Origin of the sequence: Pseudomonas sp. yb_9 (genome assembly GCF_043103635.1) — a bacterium.
In the GTDB taxonomy this organism is placed as follows: Bacteria; Pseudomonadota; Gammaproteobacteria; order Pseudomonadales; family Pseudomonadaceae; genus Aquipseudomonas; species Aquipseudomonas monteilii.
In genome coordinates, this window is record NZ_JBICKA010000067.1 from 36,567 (window position 1) to 53,748 (window position 17,182).

Consider the following 17,182-nt stretch of genomic DNA (forward strand, 5'->3'; position numbering starts at 1 on the left):
ATTCCAGTCACTGTACAAAAAGACAGAGCGCTCACCATGTTGAAACTGACGCCACGCCAAGCCGAAATTCTCGCGTTCATCAAACGCTGCCTGGAAGACAACGGCTTCCCGCCGACGCGCGCCGAGATCGCTCAGGAGCTGGGCTTCAAGTCGCCCAACGCCGCCGAGGAGCACCTCAAGGCCCTCGCCCGCAAAGGCGCCATCGAGATGACCCCGGGCGCCTCACGCGGCATCCGCATTCCCGGCCTGGAAGCCAAAGCCGAAGAAAGCGGCCTGCCGATCATCGGCCGGGTTGCTGCCGGCGCGCCGATCCTTGCCGAACAGCACATCGAGCAATCCTGCAACATCAGCCCCGCCTTCTTCCACCCCCAAGCCGACTATCTGTTGCGCGTACACGGCATGAGCATGAAAGACGTCGGCATCTTCGACGGCGACCTGCTGGCGGTACACACCTGCCGCGAAGCCCGCAACGGCCAGATCGTGGTGGCGCGCATCGGCGACGAAGTGACCGTCAAGCGCTTCAAGCGTGAAGGCAGCAAGGTATGGCTGCTTGCCGAGAACCCCGAATTCGCCCCCATCGAAGTCGACCTGAAAGAACAGGAGCTGGTGATCGAGGGCTTGAGCGTCGGCGTCATTCGCCGCTGATCCAGGAGGCGTCATGCAGCCGTTCATTCACGCACCCGAGCAAGCCCAGTTGCCCCTGTTCGAAGCATTTCTCGCCCAGCCCGTGCTACCGGGCCTGAAAGCCAGTGAACTGGCACGCAAGAGCAGCCAACCCGAGCTGTTCAGCGAACTGTCGCTGCGCGGCGCCCCTGGGCACTGCCAAAGCCTGCTGGCACCGGTACTGCGCGAGCTGAGCGAAGAGGACGAGGCCCGCTGGCTGACCCTGATCGCTCCACCCTCCAGCCTGACCCAGGCCTGGTTGCGCGATGCCGGGCTTAACCGTGAACGTATTTTGCTGCTGCAACCTCGCAGCAATCAAAGCCCGCTGCAACTAGCCTGCGAGGCCTTGCGCCTTGGCCTCAGCCACACCGTGGTGAGCTGGCTGGGTAGCGTCAATGCCACTGCACGCCAACAGTTGCTACGCGCGGCCAGTGTCGGAAATGCACAAAGCCTGAACATCCGCCTAGGCTGATGTTCAGGCTTTGCCTGTCACTTCAAAAAGCCTGACACGTTACTGCACCTTTAGTGCAGCACACGCGGCCCTTCATCACGCTCAAGCTCGCCATCCATCAGGCGACCGGCCATCTGCACGCCCACACTGAGCATGGCCTTGGCCACTTCCACATGCTGACCCTGCAGGAACACCTTGGCGTCTTCCGAGAAATCCAGGGTTACCAGAGAGCCCTCATCCTCGGCGCGACGCAGTTCGATGCGGCCATCAGGCAACTCGACAATTTCCAGAAACGACGTAGACATAAATGGCAGTTCTCCGCGAAAGGCCGCTAGTGTACCAGCCGTTGCGGCTATCAGCACTCACTCAACGCGTCGCGGAAACGTCTTACCAAGCCCTTGAGGTTGTTGCGCCAGCTTTCCAGTTCGGCACGCGACAGTGCAGGATGCTCGGGCTCATCGAGATTGACGGCCTGGATCAGGGGTTGAGTAACGTCAGTTTTCGGCGCCTTCTTCGCGACAGGTGGTCGGAACAAATCGGCATAAGCACCCAGCATTTGCGCCAGCCAGGTTTCGCGCTGACGGGCGATTTCCAGTAGCTCAGCTACTTCCGGGATGGCGATGCCATTCAGCGCGTCGTCAGCCAGTGCCTGCTCAACCGTTGCCACAACCGGCAAGCGATAGAAACCACCGATTTCATGGCACAAGCCCAGCAGCGCGCCGTACAGGTGGAACAGCGCCGATTCGCGCTCGGCCTGCACCAGGCCTTGAGCGTTCATGGCCTGGCTTTGCTCGGCCTTGGCCATGGACTCCAGAGCGAGGCCAGCGAAGAACAGTTTCTGGTTGGTACGGGTGTAGAGTTCCTGGGCCATTTCTGTGCCCTCCCATGAGGCTGCAAGGCGAATGTCTGCATCATAAATGATTGGGGCCGCTTTGCGCCCCTTCGCGGGCAAGCCCGCCCCCACAAGTTTCGCGCAGCCCTTGAATCTGGCGCAGAACCTGTGGGAGCGGGCTTGCCCGCGAAGGGGCGCAAAGCGGCCCCAATTACAGCAGCGTCAGATCAGCGCTTGTCTTCAACCTTCCACGCATTCCCGTCGAAGAACGCCTTCCAGCCGGTCGGCTTGCCATCGACCTCGGACTGCACGTACTGCTCCTTGGTCTTGCGGCTGTAGCGGATTACCGCCGGGCGGCCTTCCGGGTCTTTCTGCGGCGCATCGCACAGGAAGTGGTACTTCGGATCGATCTCATGCTTGTGCGGCACGATCTCCAGCACCAGCGGTGCGCGGGTTTCGCGGTTCTTGGGGAACTGGCTGGCAGCCAGGAACAGCCCCGAAGCGCCGTCACGCAACACGTAGGTGTCGTCGACCTTTTCGCACTTGAGCTCCGGCATGTCCACCTTGTCCATCTTCGGTGGCGCAGCCTCGCCGCTCTTGAGCAGCTTGCGGGTGTTCTTACACGCCGGATTGGTGCAACCGAAGAACTTGCCGAAGCGGCCGGTTTTCAATTGCATCTCGCTGCCGCACTTGTCGCACTCCAGGCTCGGCCCTTCGTAACCCTTGATGCGGTAGTTGCCTTCCTCGATCTCGTAGCCGGCGCAATCCGGGTTGTTACCGCAAATGTGCAGCTTATGCTTCTCGTCCAGCAGGTAGGCGTCCATCGCCGTGGCACAGATCGGGCAGCGGTGCTTGCCCAGCAACACGCGGGATTCCGATTCGCCCTCGTCATCAGCGGCAATCTCGTCACCGGGCACCAGGTTGACGGTGGCCTTGCAGCGCTCTTTCGGCGGCAGGCTGTAACCCGAGCAACCCAGGAACACACCCGTGGAAGCAGTGCGGATCATCATCGGTCGGCCACATTCCTTACAGGCAATGTTGGTCATGGTCGGCTGGTTGGCGCGCATGCCGTTTTCGCTGGACTCGGCAGTCTGCAGTTTCTTGCTGAAGTCGCCGTAGAACTCGTCGAGCACGTTTTTCCAGTCCCGCTCACCCTGGGCCACGTCGTCGAGGTTCTCTTCCATGTCGGCGGTAAAGCCGTAGTCCATCAGGTTGGAGAAACTCTCGGACAACCGCTCCGTGACGATGTCGCCCATCTTCTCGGAATAGAAGCGGCGGTTGTGCAAGGTCACATAGCCACGGTCCTGGATGGTCGAGATGATCGCCGCATAGGTCGAGGGCCGGCCAATGCCGCGCTTTTCCATTTCCTTGACCAGGCTGGCTTCGGTGAAGCGCGCCGGCGGCTTGGTGAAGTGCTGGCTCGGGTCGATCTGGATCAGCTTCAGCGCTTCGCCCTGGACCATTTCTGGCAGCACGTCGTCTTCGCCCGGCTTGCTCTGCTGTGGCAGCACGCGGGTGTAACCGTCGAACTTGAGAATACGGCCCTTGGCACGCAGCTCGAAGTCGCCAGCCGCCACGGTGACGCTGGTGGACAGGTACTGCGCCGGCGGCATCTGGCAGGCCAGGAACTGGCGCCAGATCAGCTCGTACAGGCGCTCGGCGTCACGCTCCATGCCACTGAGCTTGGTCGGGTGGGTATTCACGTCAGAAGGACGAATCGCTTCGTGCGCTTCCTGAGCACCTTCCTTGCTGCCGTATACCAGCGGTGCTTCCGGCAGGTACTGCTTGCCGAACTCGCGCTCGATGTAGCTGCGCGCCATGTCCAGGGCATCGGCCGACAGGTTGGTCGAGTCGGTACGCATATACGTGATGTAGCCGGCTTCGTACAAACGCTGGGCCATCATCATGGTTTTCTTCACCCCGAAGCCCAGGCGGTTACTGGCCGCCTGCTGCAGGGTGGAAGTAATGAACGGCGCCGATGGCTTGCTGCTGGTCGGGCGGTCTTCACGCTTGACCACGCTGTAGCTGGAAGCCTTGAGCTTCTCCAGCGCCGCCATGGCCTGGGCTTCGTTCAGCGGTTTGAACGCCTCACCCTTCTCGCGCGCCACCTCGAAGCGCACCTTGGCGTTTTTGGCAGTGCCCAGGTCGGCGTGGATCTCCCAGTACTCTTCCGGGATGAACGCGCGGATTTCGCGCTCGCGCTCCACCACCAGCTTTACCGCCACCGACTGCACGCGGCCGGCAGACAGGCCACGGGCAATCTTGGCCCACAGCAGCGGCGACACCATGTAACCGACCACACGGTCGAGGAAACGGCGCGCCTGCTGGGCGTTGACCCGGTCGATATCCAGCTCGCCTGGCTGCGAGAAGGCCTCCTGGATGGCCTTCTTGGTAATTTCGTTGAACACCACGCGCTTATAGCGGGTGTCGTCACCACCGATGGCTTCGCGCAGGTGCCAGGCAATGGCTTCCCCTTCGCGGTCCAAGTCGGTTGCGAGATAGATGGTGTCGGCATCCTTGGCCAGGCGGCGCAGCTCTTCGATCACCTTTTCCTTGCCAGGCAGGATCTCGTACTTGGCCTTCCAGCCATGGTCAGGGTCGACACCCATACGTGCCACCAGCTGGCGACGGGCCTTTTCCTTTGGCGAAAGGGCCGGAGCCTCACCCGCGGCCTTGCCACGCTTGGCGGCTGGCTCTTTGCTCGCGCTGGCCGAACCGCTGGTGGGGAGGTCTCGGATATGGCCGATACTCGACTTCACCACGTACTGGTTGCCCAGGTACTTGTTGATGGTCTTGGCCTTGGCCGGGGATTCCACAATGACCAGCGATTTGCCCATGGATCGGAGTATTCCTGAATCTGAAGATGAAAAACGCGTCAGGTGCCAGACGCGGCACCGCTATATATAGTGGCAAAAGTGTGAGGTCAAGCTCGAACGATCATGCGTGCGACTTGCCCAGCAACCCGGGCAGCCCCTCTTCGGCCTTGACCAAAGCAAAGCGTGGCACCTGCTCGCCGTCAACCTCGACCGACTCCTGGAACATCGAAAGTGGCCGTACCCAGAAGCTGTAATCACCATACAGACACTGGTAGAACACCATCCACTCTTCGCTCTCGGAGTGCCGTGCAACACTGAAGACACGGTACTCAGGCCCTTTGTAATGCCGGTATACGCCTGGTTGTATCTGCATGTTGCCCACCCTCTTGACTTGAACCTGAAAAAAACAAAAACCGGGGCACAAGGCCCCGGCTGCTGTCCCGCAACGCGATCAGACGCGTTCGAAGACAGTGGTGATACCTTGGCCGAGGCCGACGCACATGGTCGCCACCCCCAGGGTACCGCCATTCTGCTTCATGACGTTGAGCAGGGTGCCCGAAATACGTGCCCCGGAGCAACCGAACGGGTGGCCCAAGGCAATGGCGCCGCCGTGCAGGTTAACCTTCTCATCCATCTTGTCGAGCACTTTCAAGTCTTTCAGCACTGGCAGGGCCTGTGCAGCGAAGGCTTCATTGAGCTCGATGAAGTCGATATCGGCCATGGTCAGGCCGGCACGCTTGAGGGCTTTCTGGGTCGACGGCACCGGGCCATAACCCATGATTGCCGGGTCGACACCGGCCACCGCCATCGAACGAATCACCGCCAATGGCTGGATACCCAGGTCCATGGCGCGCTGGCCGGACATCACGATCATGCACGAGGCGCCGTCGGTGATCTGCGAAGAGGTACCGGCAGTGACGGTACCGCCTTTCGGGTTGAACGCAGGCTTGAGCGATGCCAGGCCTTCGAGGGTGGTTTCCGGGCGAATGGTTTCGTCGAAATCGAACACCTTCAGGAAGCCGTTCTCGTCGTAGCCCTGCATCGGGATGATCTCGTCCTTGAACTTGCCTTCGACCGTGGCCTTGTGGGCCAGCTGGTGCGAACGCAGGCCGAACAGGTCCTGCTGCTCACGGGTGATGCCGTGCATCTTGCCGAGCATTTCCGCAGTCAGGCCCATCATCCCGGAAGCCTTGGCGGCGTGCAAGGACAGGTGCGGGTTGGGGTCGACGCCGTGCATCATGCTGACGTGGCCCATGTGCTCCACGCCACCGACCACGAACACATCACCGTTGCCGGTCATGATCGCCTGGGCAGCCGTGTGCAGCGCGCTCATCGACGAGCCACACAGGCGGCTGACGGTCTGGGCTGCGGAGGTGTGCGGAATCTGGGTCATCAGCGAGGCCATGCGGGCGATGTTCCAGCCCTGCTCCAGGGTCTGGTTGACGCAGCCCCAGATCACGTCCTCGACCTCTTTCGGGTCGACCTTGTCGTTGCGTTCCAGCAGTTTGCTGATCAGGTGCGCCGACATGTCTTCGGCGCGGGTATTGCGGTGCATGCCACCCTTGGAGCGGCCCATTGGCGTGCGACCGAAGTCGACAATCACCACGTCTCTTGGATTCAGGCTCATATCAAATCTCTCGCTCTAGCTCGTTGACCGCTCAGTTGAAGAAGCGCTGGCCGTTCTTGGCCATTTCACGCAGCTTGGCGGTCGGGTGGTACAGCGGCCCCAGGTCGGCGTACTGATCGGCCAGGGCAACGAATTCGGCCACACCGATCGAGTCGATGTAGCGCAGCGCACCCCCGCGGAAAGGAGGGAAACCAATGCCGTAGACCAGGCCCATGTCGGCTTCGGCGGCGGTTTCGACAATGCCGTCTTCCAGGCAGCGCACGGTCTCCAGGCACAGCGGGACCATCATCCAGTTGATGATGTCTTCGTCGGTGACTTCACGCTGCTCGAAGACGACCGGCTTGAGCACGTCCAGCACGGTGGCGTCGAAGACTTTCTTCGGCTTGCCGCGCTTGTCGGTTTCGTAGGCGTAGAAGCCCTTGCCGTTCTTCTGGCCCAGGCGGTTGGCCTCGTACAGTGCGTCGACGGCCGAGCGGCGGTCGTCTTTCATGCGGTCCGGGAAGCCTTCAGCCATCACGTCGCGGCCGTGGTGGCCGGTGTCGATGCCGACCACGTCCATCAGGTACGCCGGGCCCATTGGCCAGCCGAACTTTTCCATCACCTTGTCGATACGCACGAAGTCGACACCGGCGCTGACCAGCTTGGCGAAGCCGCCGAAGTACGGGAACAGTACACGGTTGACCAAGAAGCCCGGGCAGTCGTTGACCACGATCGGGTTCTTGCCCATTTTCTTGGCGTAGGCCACGGTGGTGGCGACCGCCACTTCACTGGACTTCTCGCCACGGATCACTTCCACCAGCGGCATCATGTGCACCGGGTTGAAGAAGTGCATGCCGACGAAGTTTTCCGGGCGCTTGAGCGCCTTGGCCAGCAGGTTGATGGAGATGGTCGAGGTGTTGGAGGCGAGAATCGCATCGTCCTTCACCTGGCCTTCCACTTCAGCCAGCACGGCCTGCTTCACTTTCGGGTTCTCGACCACGGCTTCGACGACGATGTCGACATGGGCGAAATCGCCATAGGACAGGGTCGGGCGAATGGCGTTGAGCGCCTCGGCCATTTTGGCCGGGGTCAGGCGGCCCTTCTCGACGCGGTTGCCGAGCAGTTTGGAAGCCTCGTTAAGGCCCAGCTGGATGGCTTCCTCGCGGATATCCTTCATCAGGATCGGGGTACCCTTGACCGCCGACTGGTAAGCGATACCGCCACCCATGATGCCAGCGCCGAGCACGGCAGCCTGCTTCACGTCGCGGGCGATTTCGTCATGCGCCTTGGCCTTGCGCTTGAGCTCCTGGTCGTTCAGGAACAGGCCGATGAGGCTTTCGGCAACCGAGGTCTTGGCCAGCTTGGCAAAGCCTGCGGCTTCGACCTCCAGCGCCTTGTCGCGACCGAAGTTGGCAGCTTTCTGGATGGTCTTGATGGCTTCGACCGGTGCCGGGTAATTCGGGCCGGCCTGGCCAGCGACGAAGCCCTTGGCGGTTTCGAAGGCCATCATCTGCTCGATGGCATTGAGCTTGAGCTTTTCCAGCTTCGGCTGGCGCTTGGCCTTGTAGTCCAGCTCGCCGCTGATGGCGCGCTTGATCAGGTCCAGGGCACCGGCCAGCAGCAGCTCAGGGGCGACCACAGCGTCGACGGCACCCACTTTCAGGGCGTCTTCGGCGCGGTTTTCCTTGCCGGCGGCAATCCACTCGATGGCGTTGTCCGAGCCGATCAGGCGTGGCAGGCGCACGGTGCCGCCAAAGCCCGGGTAGATACCCAGCTTGACTTCCGGCAGGCCGATCTTGGCGCTGGTGGACATGACCCGGTAGTCGGCGGCCAGGCACATTTCCAGGCCACCGCCCAGGGCGATGCCGTTGATGGCGGCAACGGTTGGCACTTCGAGGTCTTCGAAGGCGTTGAAGATGCGGTTGGCTTCCAGGTTGCCGGCGACCAGTTCGGCCTCGGGCAGCTTGAAGTTGTCGACGAACTCGGTGATGTCGGCGCCGACGATGAACACGTCCTTGCCACTGCTGACGATCACGCCCTTGACCGAGGCGTCGGCCTTGATGGCATCGACGGCCTGGCGCAGCTCGTTCAGGGTCAGGCGGTTGAACTTGTTGACGGACTCACCCTTGAGGTCGAACTTGAGCTCGACGATGCCACTTTCAAGAGCCTTAACCGTGATGGCTTTACCTTCGTAAATCATCAACTGATCTCCACGATATGGAAGCTGAACTGTACACGCCGATCGCTGCAGCAGAAGCAGGCCTAACTGCCCCGCCCCAGGCACACCCGTCAGCGCGCTAGTCGGAAGTATGGCTTGGCGTCACGACATACAAACGCTCAATTCATACGCCCGTTTGATTTGGGTGTGCACACATTCTCCGAAAAGATCGGCGTTGTCAAATGCTCACGAGCATGGCGAAAACGCGACTTTCCAGTCATTTTGTATCGTCTTGGTACAAAACATGATGACAGTGATCGCCGCCCATTCATGTCAGCGATTGACCACAGCCACTTGCAGCGTGCTGCAACTTTCCGCTTGCACGACAACCCCGGGCGGCTACACTGGCACTTGCTTGAATGAATACCCGGCCTGCCTGGCCTTTTCTGCGCAGCAGAACGCAAAGCGGCGACTTGGCACCCCACCCCTTCAGGGTTCTGCCAAGCCGCCGCTTTGTCGTTCATAGCGATTGAAACCGCCGCATTCACTGTGGGAGCGGGCGTGCCCGCGAAGCATTCAACGCAGTGGCTGGCACCGGCTGCGCCGGTGTTCGCGGGCATGCCCGCTCCCACAGTGACCGTGCAAAGCAGGTATCAGGCTAGGGTTTCGAGGACGTAGGCAACATCCTGCAATACTGCCGTATCGCCCCGCTCAGTCCAGTACAACGCGATCATCCGAGCATCCGCCTCGACCTTGTAAACGCTCGCCGGCAAGCGCGCCAGGGCCTCCACGAAGCGCGGATTTTCGCAGGGTTCACGCCACTGGTTCCACCACACCCCCGGGCTGACCTGCCAGAAGCTGAAGCTGTCCTCGTGCCCACGGCGCCGGGCGCGATGGTACTGCGGGCAGGGGCTGGGCGGCTCCTTTTCCAGCCAGTGCGGCCATTGCTGCGGCGCCAACTGCATGGCCAGGCCCATGCGCCGCGCTTCCAGGCGCAGCTTCATCTGCTCACTCTGTTTGCGCGAGGAACGCAGCCAGGAAAGCGGGCTGAGAATCAGCGCAAGGATTGACACCACCAGCAATACCGTCATATCAGTAGATCCCATAAAGCGTTGCAAATGAGCTGGTTAGCCATTTTTCACGGAAGACCCGCCCGAAAGCGACCATACTTCTTCTATCGCGATTGTCAGGAGTACCGCTCATGCAATACGAACATTTGTTGGTCGCCGTCGACCTGACCGAAGAATGCGACCCGGTGATCAAGCGTGCCATGGCGCTGGCCGCGCCTTCGAACGCCAAGGTGTCGCTGGTGCACATCGTCGAACCGATGGCCATGGCATTTGGCGGTGACGTGCCGATGGACCTGTCGCAGCTGCAACAGCAGCAGTTCGACCAGGCCAAAGAGCGCATGGAACGCCTGTTCAACAAATACCCGGACATCAAACGCGGTGACTCGCACCTGACTTACGGCCAACCGCGCCAGGAAATTCACCAGTTGGCCAAGGACCAGAAATGCGACCTGATCGTGGTCGGCAGCCATGGCCGTCACGGTCTGGCATTGTTGCTGGGTTCCACGGCCAATGACGTGCTGCATGGGGCGCCGTGTGATGTGCTGGCGGTGCGGTTGCTGAAGAAGGAATGATTTAACCTGTACTGGCCTCTTCGCGGGTTTACCCGCGAAGAGGCCAGTACAGATTGAAATCTGATCAGCCTTCCAACTCAGCCCAGCGCTCTACCAGTACATCCAGCTCACCCTGCAGCTTCTCGATCTTGGCCAGCACCGCCGAAGTCTCCGCAATCGGCCGCTGATAGAAGCCCGCCGCATTCACTTCTTCCTGGGCTTCAGCCATGCGCTGCTCCAGCGCGTCGATCTGCCCCGGCAGCATCTCCAGCTCACGCTGCAGCTTGTAGCTGAGCTTCTTCTTCGAGGCTTCTTCCACCACCGGCGCAGCAACAGGCGCAGGCTTGGCCTCGACCTTCTCCACCACCGCACTGTTGAGGGCCGACTTGCCGCCCTTGCTCTCGGTCACGCCCAGCAGCTTCGGCGAGCCACCCTGGCGAATCCAGTCCTCATAACCACCGACATACTCGCGCACCTTGCCCTCGCCTTCGAACACCAGGGTGCTGGTGACGACGTTGTCGAGGAAGGCCCGGTCGTGGCTGACGATCAGCACAGTGCCCTTGTAGTTGGACAGCACCTCTTCGAGCAACTCGAGGGTTTCCACGTCCAGGTCGTTGGTGGGTTCGTCGAGCACCAGCAGGTTGGCCGGCTTGCTGAACAGCTTGGCCAGCAGCAGGCGAGCACGCTCACCACCCGACAGCGCCTTGACCGGCGTGCGCGCACGCTGCGGGCTGAACAGGAAGTCGCCCAGGTAGCTCAGCACGTGGCGGTTCTGGCCGTCGATCTCGATGAAGTCACGGCCTTCGGCCAAGTTGTCGATCACGGTCTTTTCAAGGTCGAGCTGGTGGCGCATCTGGTCGAAATAGGCCACCTCGAGCTTGGTGCCGCGCTCTACCTTGCCTGCGGTCGGCTCAAGGTCGCCGAGCATCATCTTCAGCAAGGTCGTCTTGCCGGTACCGTTGGCGCCCAGCAGACCGATACGGTCCTCGCGCTGCAGGACCATGGAGAAGTCCTTGACCAGCATCGGCCCGTCAGGGTGATGGAAGCTGACGTTGTCCAGCACCATCACCTGCTTGCCGGACTTTTCCGCCGCTTCGATCTGGATGTTGGCCTTGCCCTGACGCTCACGGCGTTCGCCACGCTCCACACGCAAGGCTTTCAGCGCACGTACACGGCCTTCGTTGCGGGTGCGGCGGGCCTTGATGCCCTGACGAATCCACACCTCTTCCTGGGCCAGACGCTTGTCGAACAGCGCATTGGCGGTTTCTTCGGCGGCCAGTGCGGCCTCCTTGTGCACCAGGAAGCTGGCGTAGTCGCCGTTCCAGTCGATCAGGCCGCCACGGTCCAGCTCAAGGATACGGGTGGCCAGGTTCTGCAGGAAGGAACGGTCGTGGGTAATAAACAGCACCGCACCGTTGAAGCCACGCAGGGCTTCTTCGAGCCAGGCGATGGCACCGATGTCCAGGTGGTTGGTGGGCTCGTCGAGCAGCAACAGGTCGGGCTCGGACACCAGCGCCTGTGCCAGCAGCACACGGCGGCGCCAGCCACCGGACAGCTCGGCCAGGGTCTTGTCGGCGGGCAGCTGCAGGCGGCTGAGGGTGCTCTCTACCACCTGCTGCAGGCGCCAGCCATCACGGGCTTCCAGCTCGTGCTGGACGTGCATGAGCTTTTCCAGGTCTTCGTCACCCTGGATGTTCATGCTCAGGTGATGGAACTGCGCCAGCAACTCGCCCACGCCGTCCAGGCCAGCAGCCACCACGTCGAACACCGTACGCGCGTCGGCCACCGGCAGTTCCTGCGGCAATTCGCCAATCTTCAGGCCCGGGGCACGCCAGATTTCACCGTCATCGCCCTTCTGCTCGCCCTTGACCAGGCGCAGCATGCTCGACTTGCCGGTGCCGTTGCGGCCGATGATGCACACCCGCTCGCCACGAGCGATCTGCCAGGACACTTTGTCCAGCAGCGGCATGGCGCCGAATGCGAGGGACACATCGCTGAATTTGAGCAGGGTCATGTTGGTCTCCATAAATCGGGCGCGCATTCTACCTGACTTGGCCCTCGACGGCATCCGCCAGGCCAACCGGCGAGTGCCGGGCGACATCCGGTCGAACTTAATATCCCGATACAAGCACAGTGCTTTCACCCGCTGCCGGCAAACAGCTAAGCTAAGGCAATAGCTTTCAACAGTGCTGGCTCCGCCGTCACTTCCCCATGGTTCAACTGCCCGGACGTATCATGCGCAGCCGCCTGTTACATATTGCATCCTGCCTGCTGCTTACCGCTGCCACCTGCGCGGCGCAGGCCACCGACCTGACCCTGCAACGCCAGTACTACGACGAAGCCAAGCGTGCGCTGGCCAAAGGCGACAAAGGCCCGTACCTGCGTTACGCCCAGGCCCTGAACGACTACCCGCTGACGCCCTACCTGGCCTACGACGAACTTACCGCCCGCCTGAAAAGCGCCAGCAACCAGGAAATCGAAGGTTTCCTCGCCAAGCACGGCGACTTGCCCCAGGCCAACTGGATGAAACTGCGCTGGTTGCGCTGGCTGGCCGAACGGGGCGAGTGGGACACCTTCGTCAAATACTACGACCCCAAGCTCAACTTCACCGAACTGGACTGCCTCAACGGCCAGTACCAGCTCAGCCACGGGTTGCGTGCCGAGGGCTACGCCACGGCCGACAAACTGTGGAACGTCGGCAAGTCACAACCTGCCGCGTGCGACACGCTGTTCGGCATGTGGGCCGCCGAAGGCCAGCTGACCGAGGCCAAGCGCTGGGAACGCACCAAGCTGGCGGCCCAGGCGCGCAACTACGCCCTGGCCAACAACCTGGTCAAGACCCTGACCACCCTCGGCCCGCAAGGGCGCCTGCTGGTCGACGTGGCGCAAAAACCGGAGCTGCTCAACCAGCCGTCGCGCTTCACCCCGGTCAACGAAGCCATGTCCGACGTGGTCAGCCTCGGCCTGCGCCGCCTGGCCCGCCAAGACCCGGAGCGGGCCATGGCCTTGCTGGACGATTACGCCCAGCGCATGCACTTTTCCCGCGACGAGAAGGTGGCCATCGCCCGTGAAATCGGCCTGACCCTGGCACGCCGTTACGACCCGCGCGCCCTCGACCTGATGACCCGCTACGACCCGGAGCTGCGCGACAACACCGTCAGCGAGTGGCGCCTGCGCCTGCTGTTGCGCCTGGGCCGCTGGGAAGACGCTTACGATCTGACCAAACGCCTGCCTCAGGACCTGGCCAGCAGCAGCCGCTGGAAGTACTGGCAGGCTCGCAGCCTGGAGCTGGCACAGCCGAACAACCCGCAGATCCCGCTGCTGTACAAGACCGTGGCGCGTGAGCGCGACTTCTATGGCTTCCTGGCTGCCGACCGGGCACAAACACCGTACCAGCTGAACAACAAGCCGCTGCTGCTGAGCCCGCAACTGGTCAAGAAGGTACGCAACACACCCGGCATTCAGCGCGCGCTGGAATTCCATGCCCGCGGCCAGATCGTCGAAGGCCGCCGCGAGTGGTACCACGTCAGCCGCCACTTCACCCGCGACGAAATGGTTGCCCAGGCGCGCCTGGGCTATGAGCTGCGCTGGTACTTCCCGGCCATCCGCACCATCAGCCAGGCGCAGTACTGGGACGATCTGGACATCCGCTTCCCGATGGCCCACCGCGACACGCTGGTGCGCGAAGCCAAGGTTCGCGGCCTGCATTCGAGTTGGGTATTCGCCATCACCCGCCAGGAAAGTGCATTCATGGAGGATGCGCGCTCACCGGTGGGTGCCAGCGGCCTGATGCAACTGATGCCGGCCACAGCCAAGGAAACCGCGCGCAAGTTCAGCATCCCCCTGGCGTCACCGGCGCAGGTACTGAACCCGGACAAAAACATCCAGCTGGGCGCCGCGTACCTGAGCCAGGTGCACAGCCAGTTCAACGGCAACCGTGTGCTGGCTTCGGCGGCCTACAACGCAGGGCCCGGGCGTGTTCGCCAGTGGCTGAAAGGCGCCAAGCACCTGAGCTTCGATGTGTGGGTGGAGTCGATCCCGTTCGACGAAACACGCCAGTATGTGCAGAACGTGCTGTCGTATTCGGTGATTTACGGGCAGAAGCTGAATTCGCCGCAGCCGCTGGTGGATTGGCATGAGCGGTATTTCGATGACATGTAAGGTTTGTTGAGCCTGAACCGGCCTCTTCGCGGGTAAACCCGGGAAGAGGCCGGTTCAGCAAACCAAGTTACTCCAGAACTTCGACTTCCATCCCTACCTCAAGCCACCCACTGCCATCTACGGCTAGGTTCTGCCCGAACAGCACATCCCCCTCCTTCTCGCGAAAGGTCTTGAGCGTGGCCATAGGCTCCCGGTCGGCACTGCGCTCCCCGGTAGCCGGGTCAATCGTGGTAAAGATGCACCGCACACTCGGTTTGAGCACACGAAACACCAAGCTGCCGATACGAATCCGCTTCCAGCCATCTTCGGCGAAGGGTTCAGCGCCCTGCACCACTAGGTTGGGCCGAAAGCGCAGCATCTCCATGGGCCGGCCAACACGCCGACTGAGCTCATCGAGCGAGCCCTGGCCAATCAGCAGCAAGGGGAAACCATCCGGAAAGGCCGCCCGGTCACTGTTGAAACCATAACCATTGGGCAGGTAGCGCGCACGCTGCTCCGGGCAATGCACCAGGCGCACGGCCTTGCCCAGCAGTTCGCTCAGCCAGGCCGCCACTTCATCGCCTGCATCGGGCACTCGCAACGTATCGCGCCAGATGGTCACACCACGCAGGGCTTCGTCGGCAGCGGGTACAGGTACCCGCAATGGTGCCTGCCCAGGCGCCTGTAGCAGCAACTCGCCACTGTCGCCTTCACACGCCTGCAACTGGCCAAGTTGTGGCCATGCGCGCTGGGTCAGGAAGCGTCCGTTTTCTTCCTCGACCACCATCCAGCGCCGGTCACCCTGCAGCCCCAGCAACCCAACCGGTGAAGCCTGCAGGCTCTGCGCCTGCCCCGACTTCACCGGGTATCGATACAACTCACTGAGAAACATCCCTGCTGCCTCGCGTCATGCCAAAAGCCAAGCTTATACCTGGCCGGCCCAGGGTTCACGCAGTGGCGGTGTCCAGTAGCAGGCGTTGCTTGACCACGTCGACCAGGCGATCGGGCTGGAACTTGGACAGGAAGTTGTCGCAACCCACCTTTTTCACCATGGACTCGTTGAAACTGCCCGACAGCGAGGTGTGCAGCACTACGTAAAGCTGGCGCAGGCGTGCATCACTGCGGATCTCGGTGGTCAGCCGGTAGCCGTCCATTTCCGGCATTTCGGCATCGGTAAATACCATCAGCAGCTTCTCGCACACGTCTTCGCCGGCATCGGCCCAGCCCTTGAGCATACGTAGCGCTTTCAGGCCATCACTGGCCACATGCAGTTTCACGCCTAACTGGGACAGCGTATCGCGCAACTGCGCCAAGGCCACGCTGGAGTCATCCACCAGCAGCACCTCACGGCCACGCGCCCGGGCCAGCACCGGGTCGGCGAGTTTGTCGCCAGAGACCCGGGCGTTGTACGGCACGATCTCGGCCAGCACCTTCTCTACGTCGATAACCTCCACCAGCTTGTCATCGACCTTGGTGATGGCGGTCAGGTAGTGTTGGCGCCCGGCACTGGAAGGCGGCGGCATGATCGACTCCCAGTTCATGTTGACGATGCGGTCCACACCACCGACCAGGAAGGCCTGCACCGAGCGGTTGTACTCGGTGACGATGATGGTGCTGTCCGGCCCCGGTTGCAGCGGGCGCATGCCAATCGCCTGGGACAGGTCGATCACCGGCAGCGTCTGCCCGCGCAGGTTGACCACACCGCAGACGAAGGCGTGGCGCTGAGGCATCAAGGTCAGTTTGGGCAGTTGCAGCACCTCCTGCACCTTGAACACGTTGATCGCGAACAACTGGCGACCGGCCAGGCGAAACATCAGAATTTCCAGGCGGTTCTCACCCACCAATTGCGTGCGTTGGTCTACCGTGTCGAGAATGCCAGCCATTGGAAAACCCCCAGGCTTGAGTCGGAAAAGGTGAAATCATCTACCCTGTATCGGCGGTTTCACGCGCACCTTGACCCTTGCGGGAAAATACCGCCAAGGCAATTGATATCACTTTACCATCATGCTTTACTGCGGGCACACCGGGATAAACCGAGGGGGCTGCAAAAGTTCCCCACCCTGGCCCCGCATCAGGGAAACCCTTAGTCGCAATCGGGCGAAACCTGATGTTCGCGATATCCTTTAGCCATTAATGTGACGCCATTCTCACTGCATGAATGGAGTCAGGCTTTTGCTAGCTATCGTTTCGGCGTGCCCGCCCCCTGCGCCTACCCCACGCGCGGGGACCTGACAATGGACACTGCCTTATCGTTCGACGACGCCCTCCAGGGCTTCCTGCTGGATGCCCAGGTACTGCTGACCCAGGCCCAGGAATGCCTGCAGCATCTGGAACTGATCGACAATGATCCGGATGCCTGCCGCTGCCTGGACAACGTCCTCGACAGCCTCGCCCGTCAGGCCACACGCCTGGGCCTGCGTGAAGTCGCCCATTACACCACTGCCCTTCAACAGCTGCTCGCCCCGGCCTGCCACGGTGGTTGCCTGCAACGTGCAGCCCTACCCGCGATAGGGGAGTGCCTGACCCTGCTGGCCTGGCAACTGGAACTGGTCGACCCCCGTACCGGGCGGCTGAACCTGGACATCGGCGAGCAACTGGTGCTACTGGGTGAGTTGGCGAAGGTCGTGCAACAACCTTTAGCGTCAACCTGTACGTCATGCGATGAGCAAGGCAGCGTGTGCATTCACACCCCTGGTGAAGTGGCAGCCAGCAGCCGCCCTGACCGCTCTAAACCGGCGCTCTAATTGACGCAGTGTGCAACTAAGTACCGTTGTTCAAGCCCCACCATGGTCAAACTTGGAAAGTTCTGCAGGTTTTTAGTGGCCCAACTTGAACCCTGAGCACGCTAGTTGCAGCACAAGTGCGTACTGCACGATTAACGGGTGGCACTTTGCT

Annotated in this window: 15 protein-coding genes; 5 read left to right on the forward strand and 10 right to left on the reverse strand. The window is 61.7% G+C overall.

Translation table 11 applies throughout. The features are described 5' to 3' along the window. The first annotated feature begins 36 nt into the window (after positions 1-36). Positions 37-645: a transcriptional repressor LexA gene (gene lexA, locus ACF8MI_RS18470; protein ID WP_016714901.1), complete on the forward strand. Its 609-nt coding sequence runs from the start codon at positions 37-39 to the stop codon at positions 643-645. 13 nt (positions 646-658) lie between these two features. Next, entirely contained in the window at positions 659-1,135 is a 477-nt protein-coding gene (sulA, locus tag ACF8MI_RS18475) for an SOS-induced cell division inhibitor SulA (protein ID WP_200929223.1), read from the forward strand. 50 nt (positions 1,136-1,185) lie between these two features. Here the strand turns inward: sulA and ACF8MI_RS18480 are convergent, their stop codons facing one another. The 7 genes from ACF8MI_RS18480 to ACF8MI_RS18510 form a co-directional block, all read right to left on the reverse strand. Further along, complete coding sequence (locus ACF8MI_RS18480) at positions 1,186-1,419, reverse strand: hypothetical protein (protein WP_003248777.1); 234 nt, start codon at positions 1,417-1,419, stop codon at positions 1,186-1,188. Positions 1,420-1,469: 50 nt separating this feature from the next. Continuing rightward, positions 1,470-1,985: a DUF6586 family protein gene (locus tag ACF8MI_RS18485; protein WP_060498881.1), complete on the reverse strand. Its 516-nt coding sequence runs from the start codon at positions 1,983-1,985 to the stop codon at positions 1,470-1,472. Between the two features lie 188 nt (positions 1,986-2,173). After that, positions 2,174-4,783, reverse strand: coding sequence for a type I DNA topoisomerase (gene topA, locus ACF8MI_RS18490; RefSeq protein WP_200929222.1), 2,610 nt, complete (start codon positions 4,781-4,783; stop codon positions 2,174-2,176). A gap of 100 nt (positions 4,784-4,883) precedes the next feature. Further along, positions 4,884-5,135, reverse strand: coding sequence for a DUF1653 domain-containing protein (locus tag ACF8MI_RS18495; protein ID WP_025754461.1), 252 nt, complete (start codon positions 5,133-5,135; stop codon positions 4,884-4,886). A gap of 78 nt (positions 5,136-5,213) precedes the next feature. After that, complete coding sequence (fadA, locus tag ACF8MI_RS18500; protein WP_013971712.1) at positions 5,214-6,389, reverse strand: acetyl-CoA C-acyltransferase FadA; 1,176 nt, start codon at positions 6,387-6,389, stop codon at positions 5,214-5,216. Between the two features lie 31 nt (positions 6,390-6,420). Next, a complete protein-coding gene (gene fadB, locus ACF8MI_RS18505) occupies positions 6,421-8,568 on the reverse strand; it encodes a fatty acid oxidation complex subunit alpha FadB (RefSeq protein ID WP_104835247.1) in 2,148 nt (715 codons plus the stop codon). A 611-nt stretch (positions 8,569-9,179) separates the two neighbouring features. Beyond that, positions 9,180-9,617, reverse strand: coding sequence for a hypothetical protein (locus ACF8MI_RS18510; protein WP_060498871.1), 438 nt, complete (start codon positions 9,615-9,617; stop codon positions 9,180-9,182). 110 nt (positions 9,618-9,727) lie between these two features. Between ACF8MI_RS18510 and ACF8MI_RS18515 the strand changes: the two genes are divergently transcribed. Beyond that, complete coding sequence (locus ACF8MI_RS18515) at positions 9,728-10,168, forward strand: universal stress protein (protein WP_060498870.1); 441 nt, start codon at positions 9,728-9,730, stop codon at positions 10,166-10,168. A 64-nt stretch (positions 10,169-10,232) separates the two neighbouring features. Here ACF8MI_RS18515 and ACF8MI_RS18520 read toward each other — a convergent pair whose 3' ends face one another. After that, positions 10,233-12,161, reverse strand: coding sequence for an ATP-binding cassette domain-containing protein (locus tag ACF8MI_RS18520; RefSeq protein WP_060498869.1), 1,929 nt, complete (start codon positions 12,159-12,161; stop codon positions 10,233-10,235). 221 nt (positions 12,162-12,382) lie between these two features. Here ACF8MI_RS18520 and ACF8MI_RS18525 point away from each other — a divergent pair, with 221 nt between their 5' ends. Beyond that, entirely contained in the window at positions 12,383-14,308 is a 1,926-nt protein-coding gene (locus tag ACF8MI_RS18525; protein ID WP_164524269.1) for a transglycosylase SLT domain-containing protein, read from the forward strand. Between the two features lie 67 nt (positions 14,309-14,375). Here the strand turns inward: ACF8MI_RS18525 and ACF8MI_RS18530 are convergent, their stop codons facing one another. Next, the gene (locus ACF8MI_RS18530; RefSeq protein ID WP_200929221.1) at positions 14,376-15,179 is read right to left on the reverse strand and encodes an MOSC domain-containing protein; all 804 of its coding nucleotides are present in this window, start codon (positions 15,177-15,179) and stop codon (positions 14,376-14,378) included. A gap of 55 nt (positions 15,180-15,234) precedes the next feature. Beyond that, complete coding sequence (locus ACF8MI_RS18535; RefSeq protein WP_016714890.1) at positions 15,235-16,170, reverse strand: chemotaxis protein CheV; 936 nt, start codon at positions 16,168-16,170, stop codon at positions 15,235-15,237. 351 nt (positions 16,171-16,521) lie between these two features. Here ACF8MI_RS18535 and ACF8MI_RS18540 point away from each other — a divergent pair, with 351 nt between their 5' ends. Next, a complete protein-coding gene (locus tag ACF8MI_RS18540; protein ID WP_060498866.1) occupies positions 16,522-17,031 on the forward strand; it encodes a hypothetical protein in 510 nt (169 codons plus the stop codon). Positions 17,032-17,182: the final 151 nt, after the last annotated feature.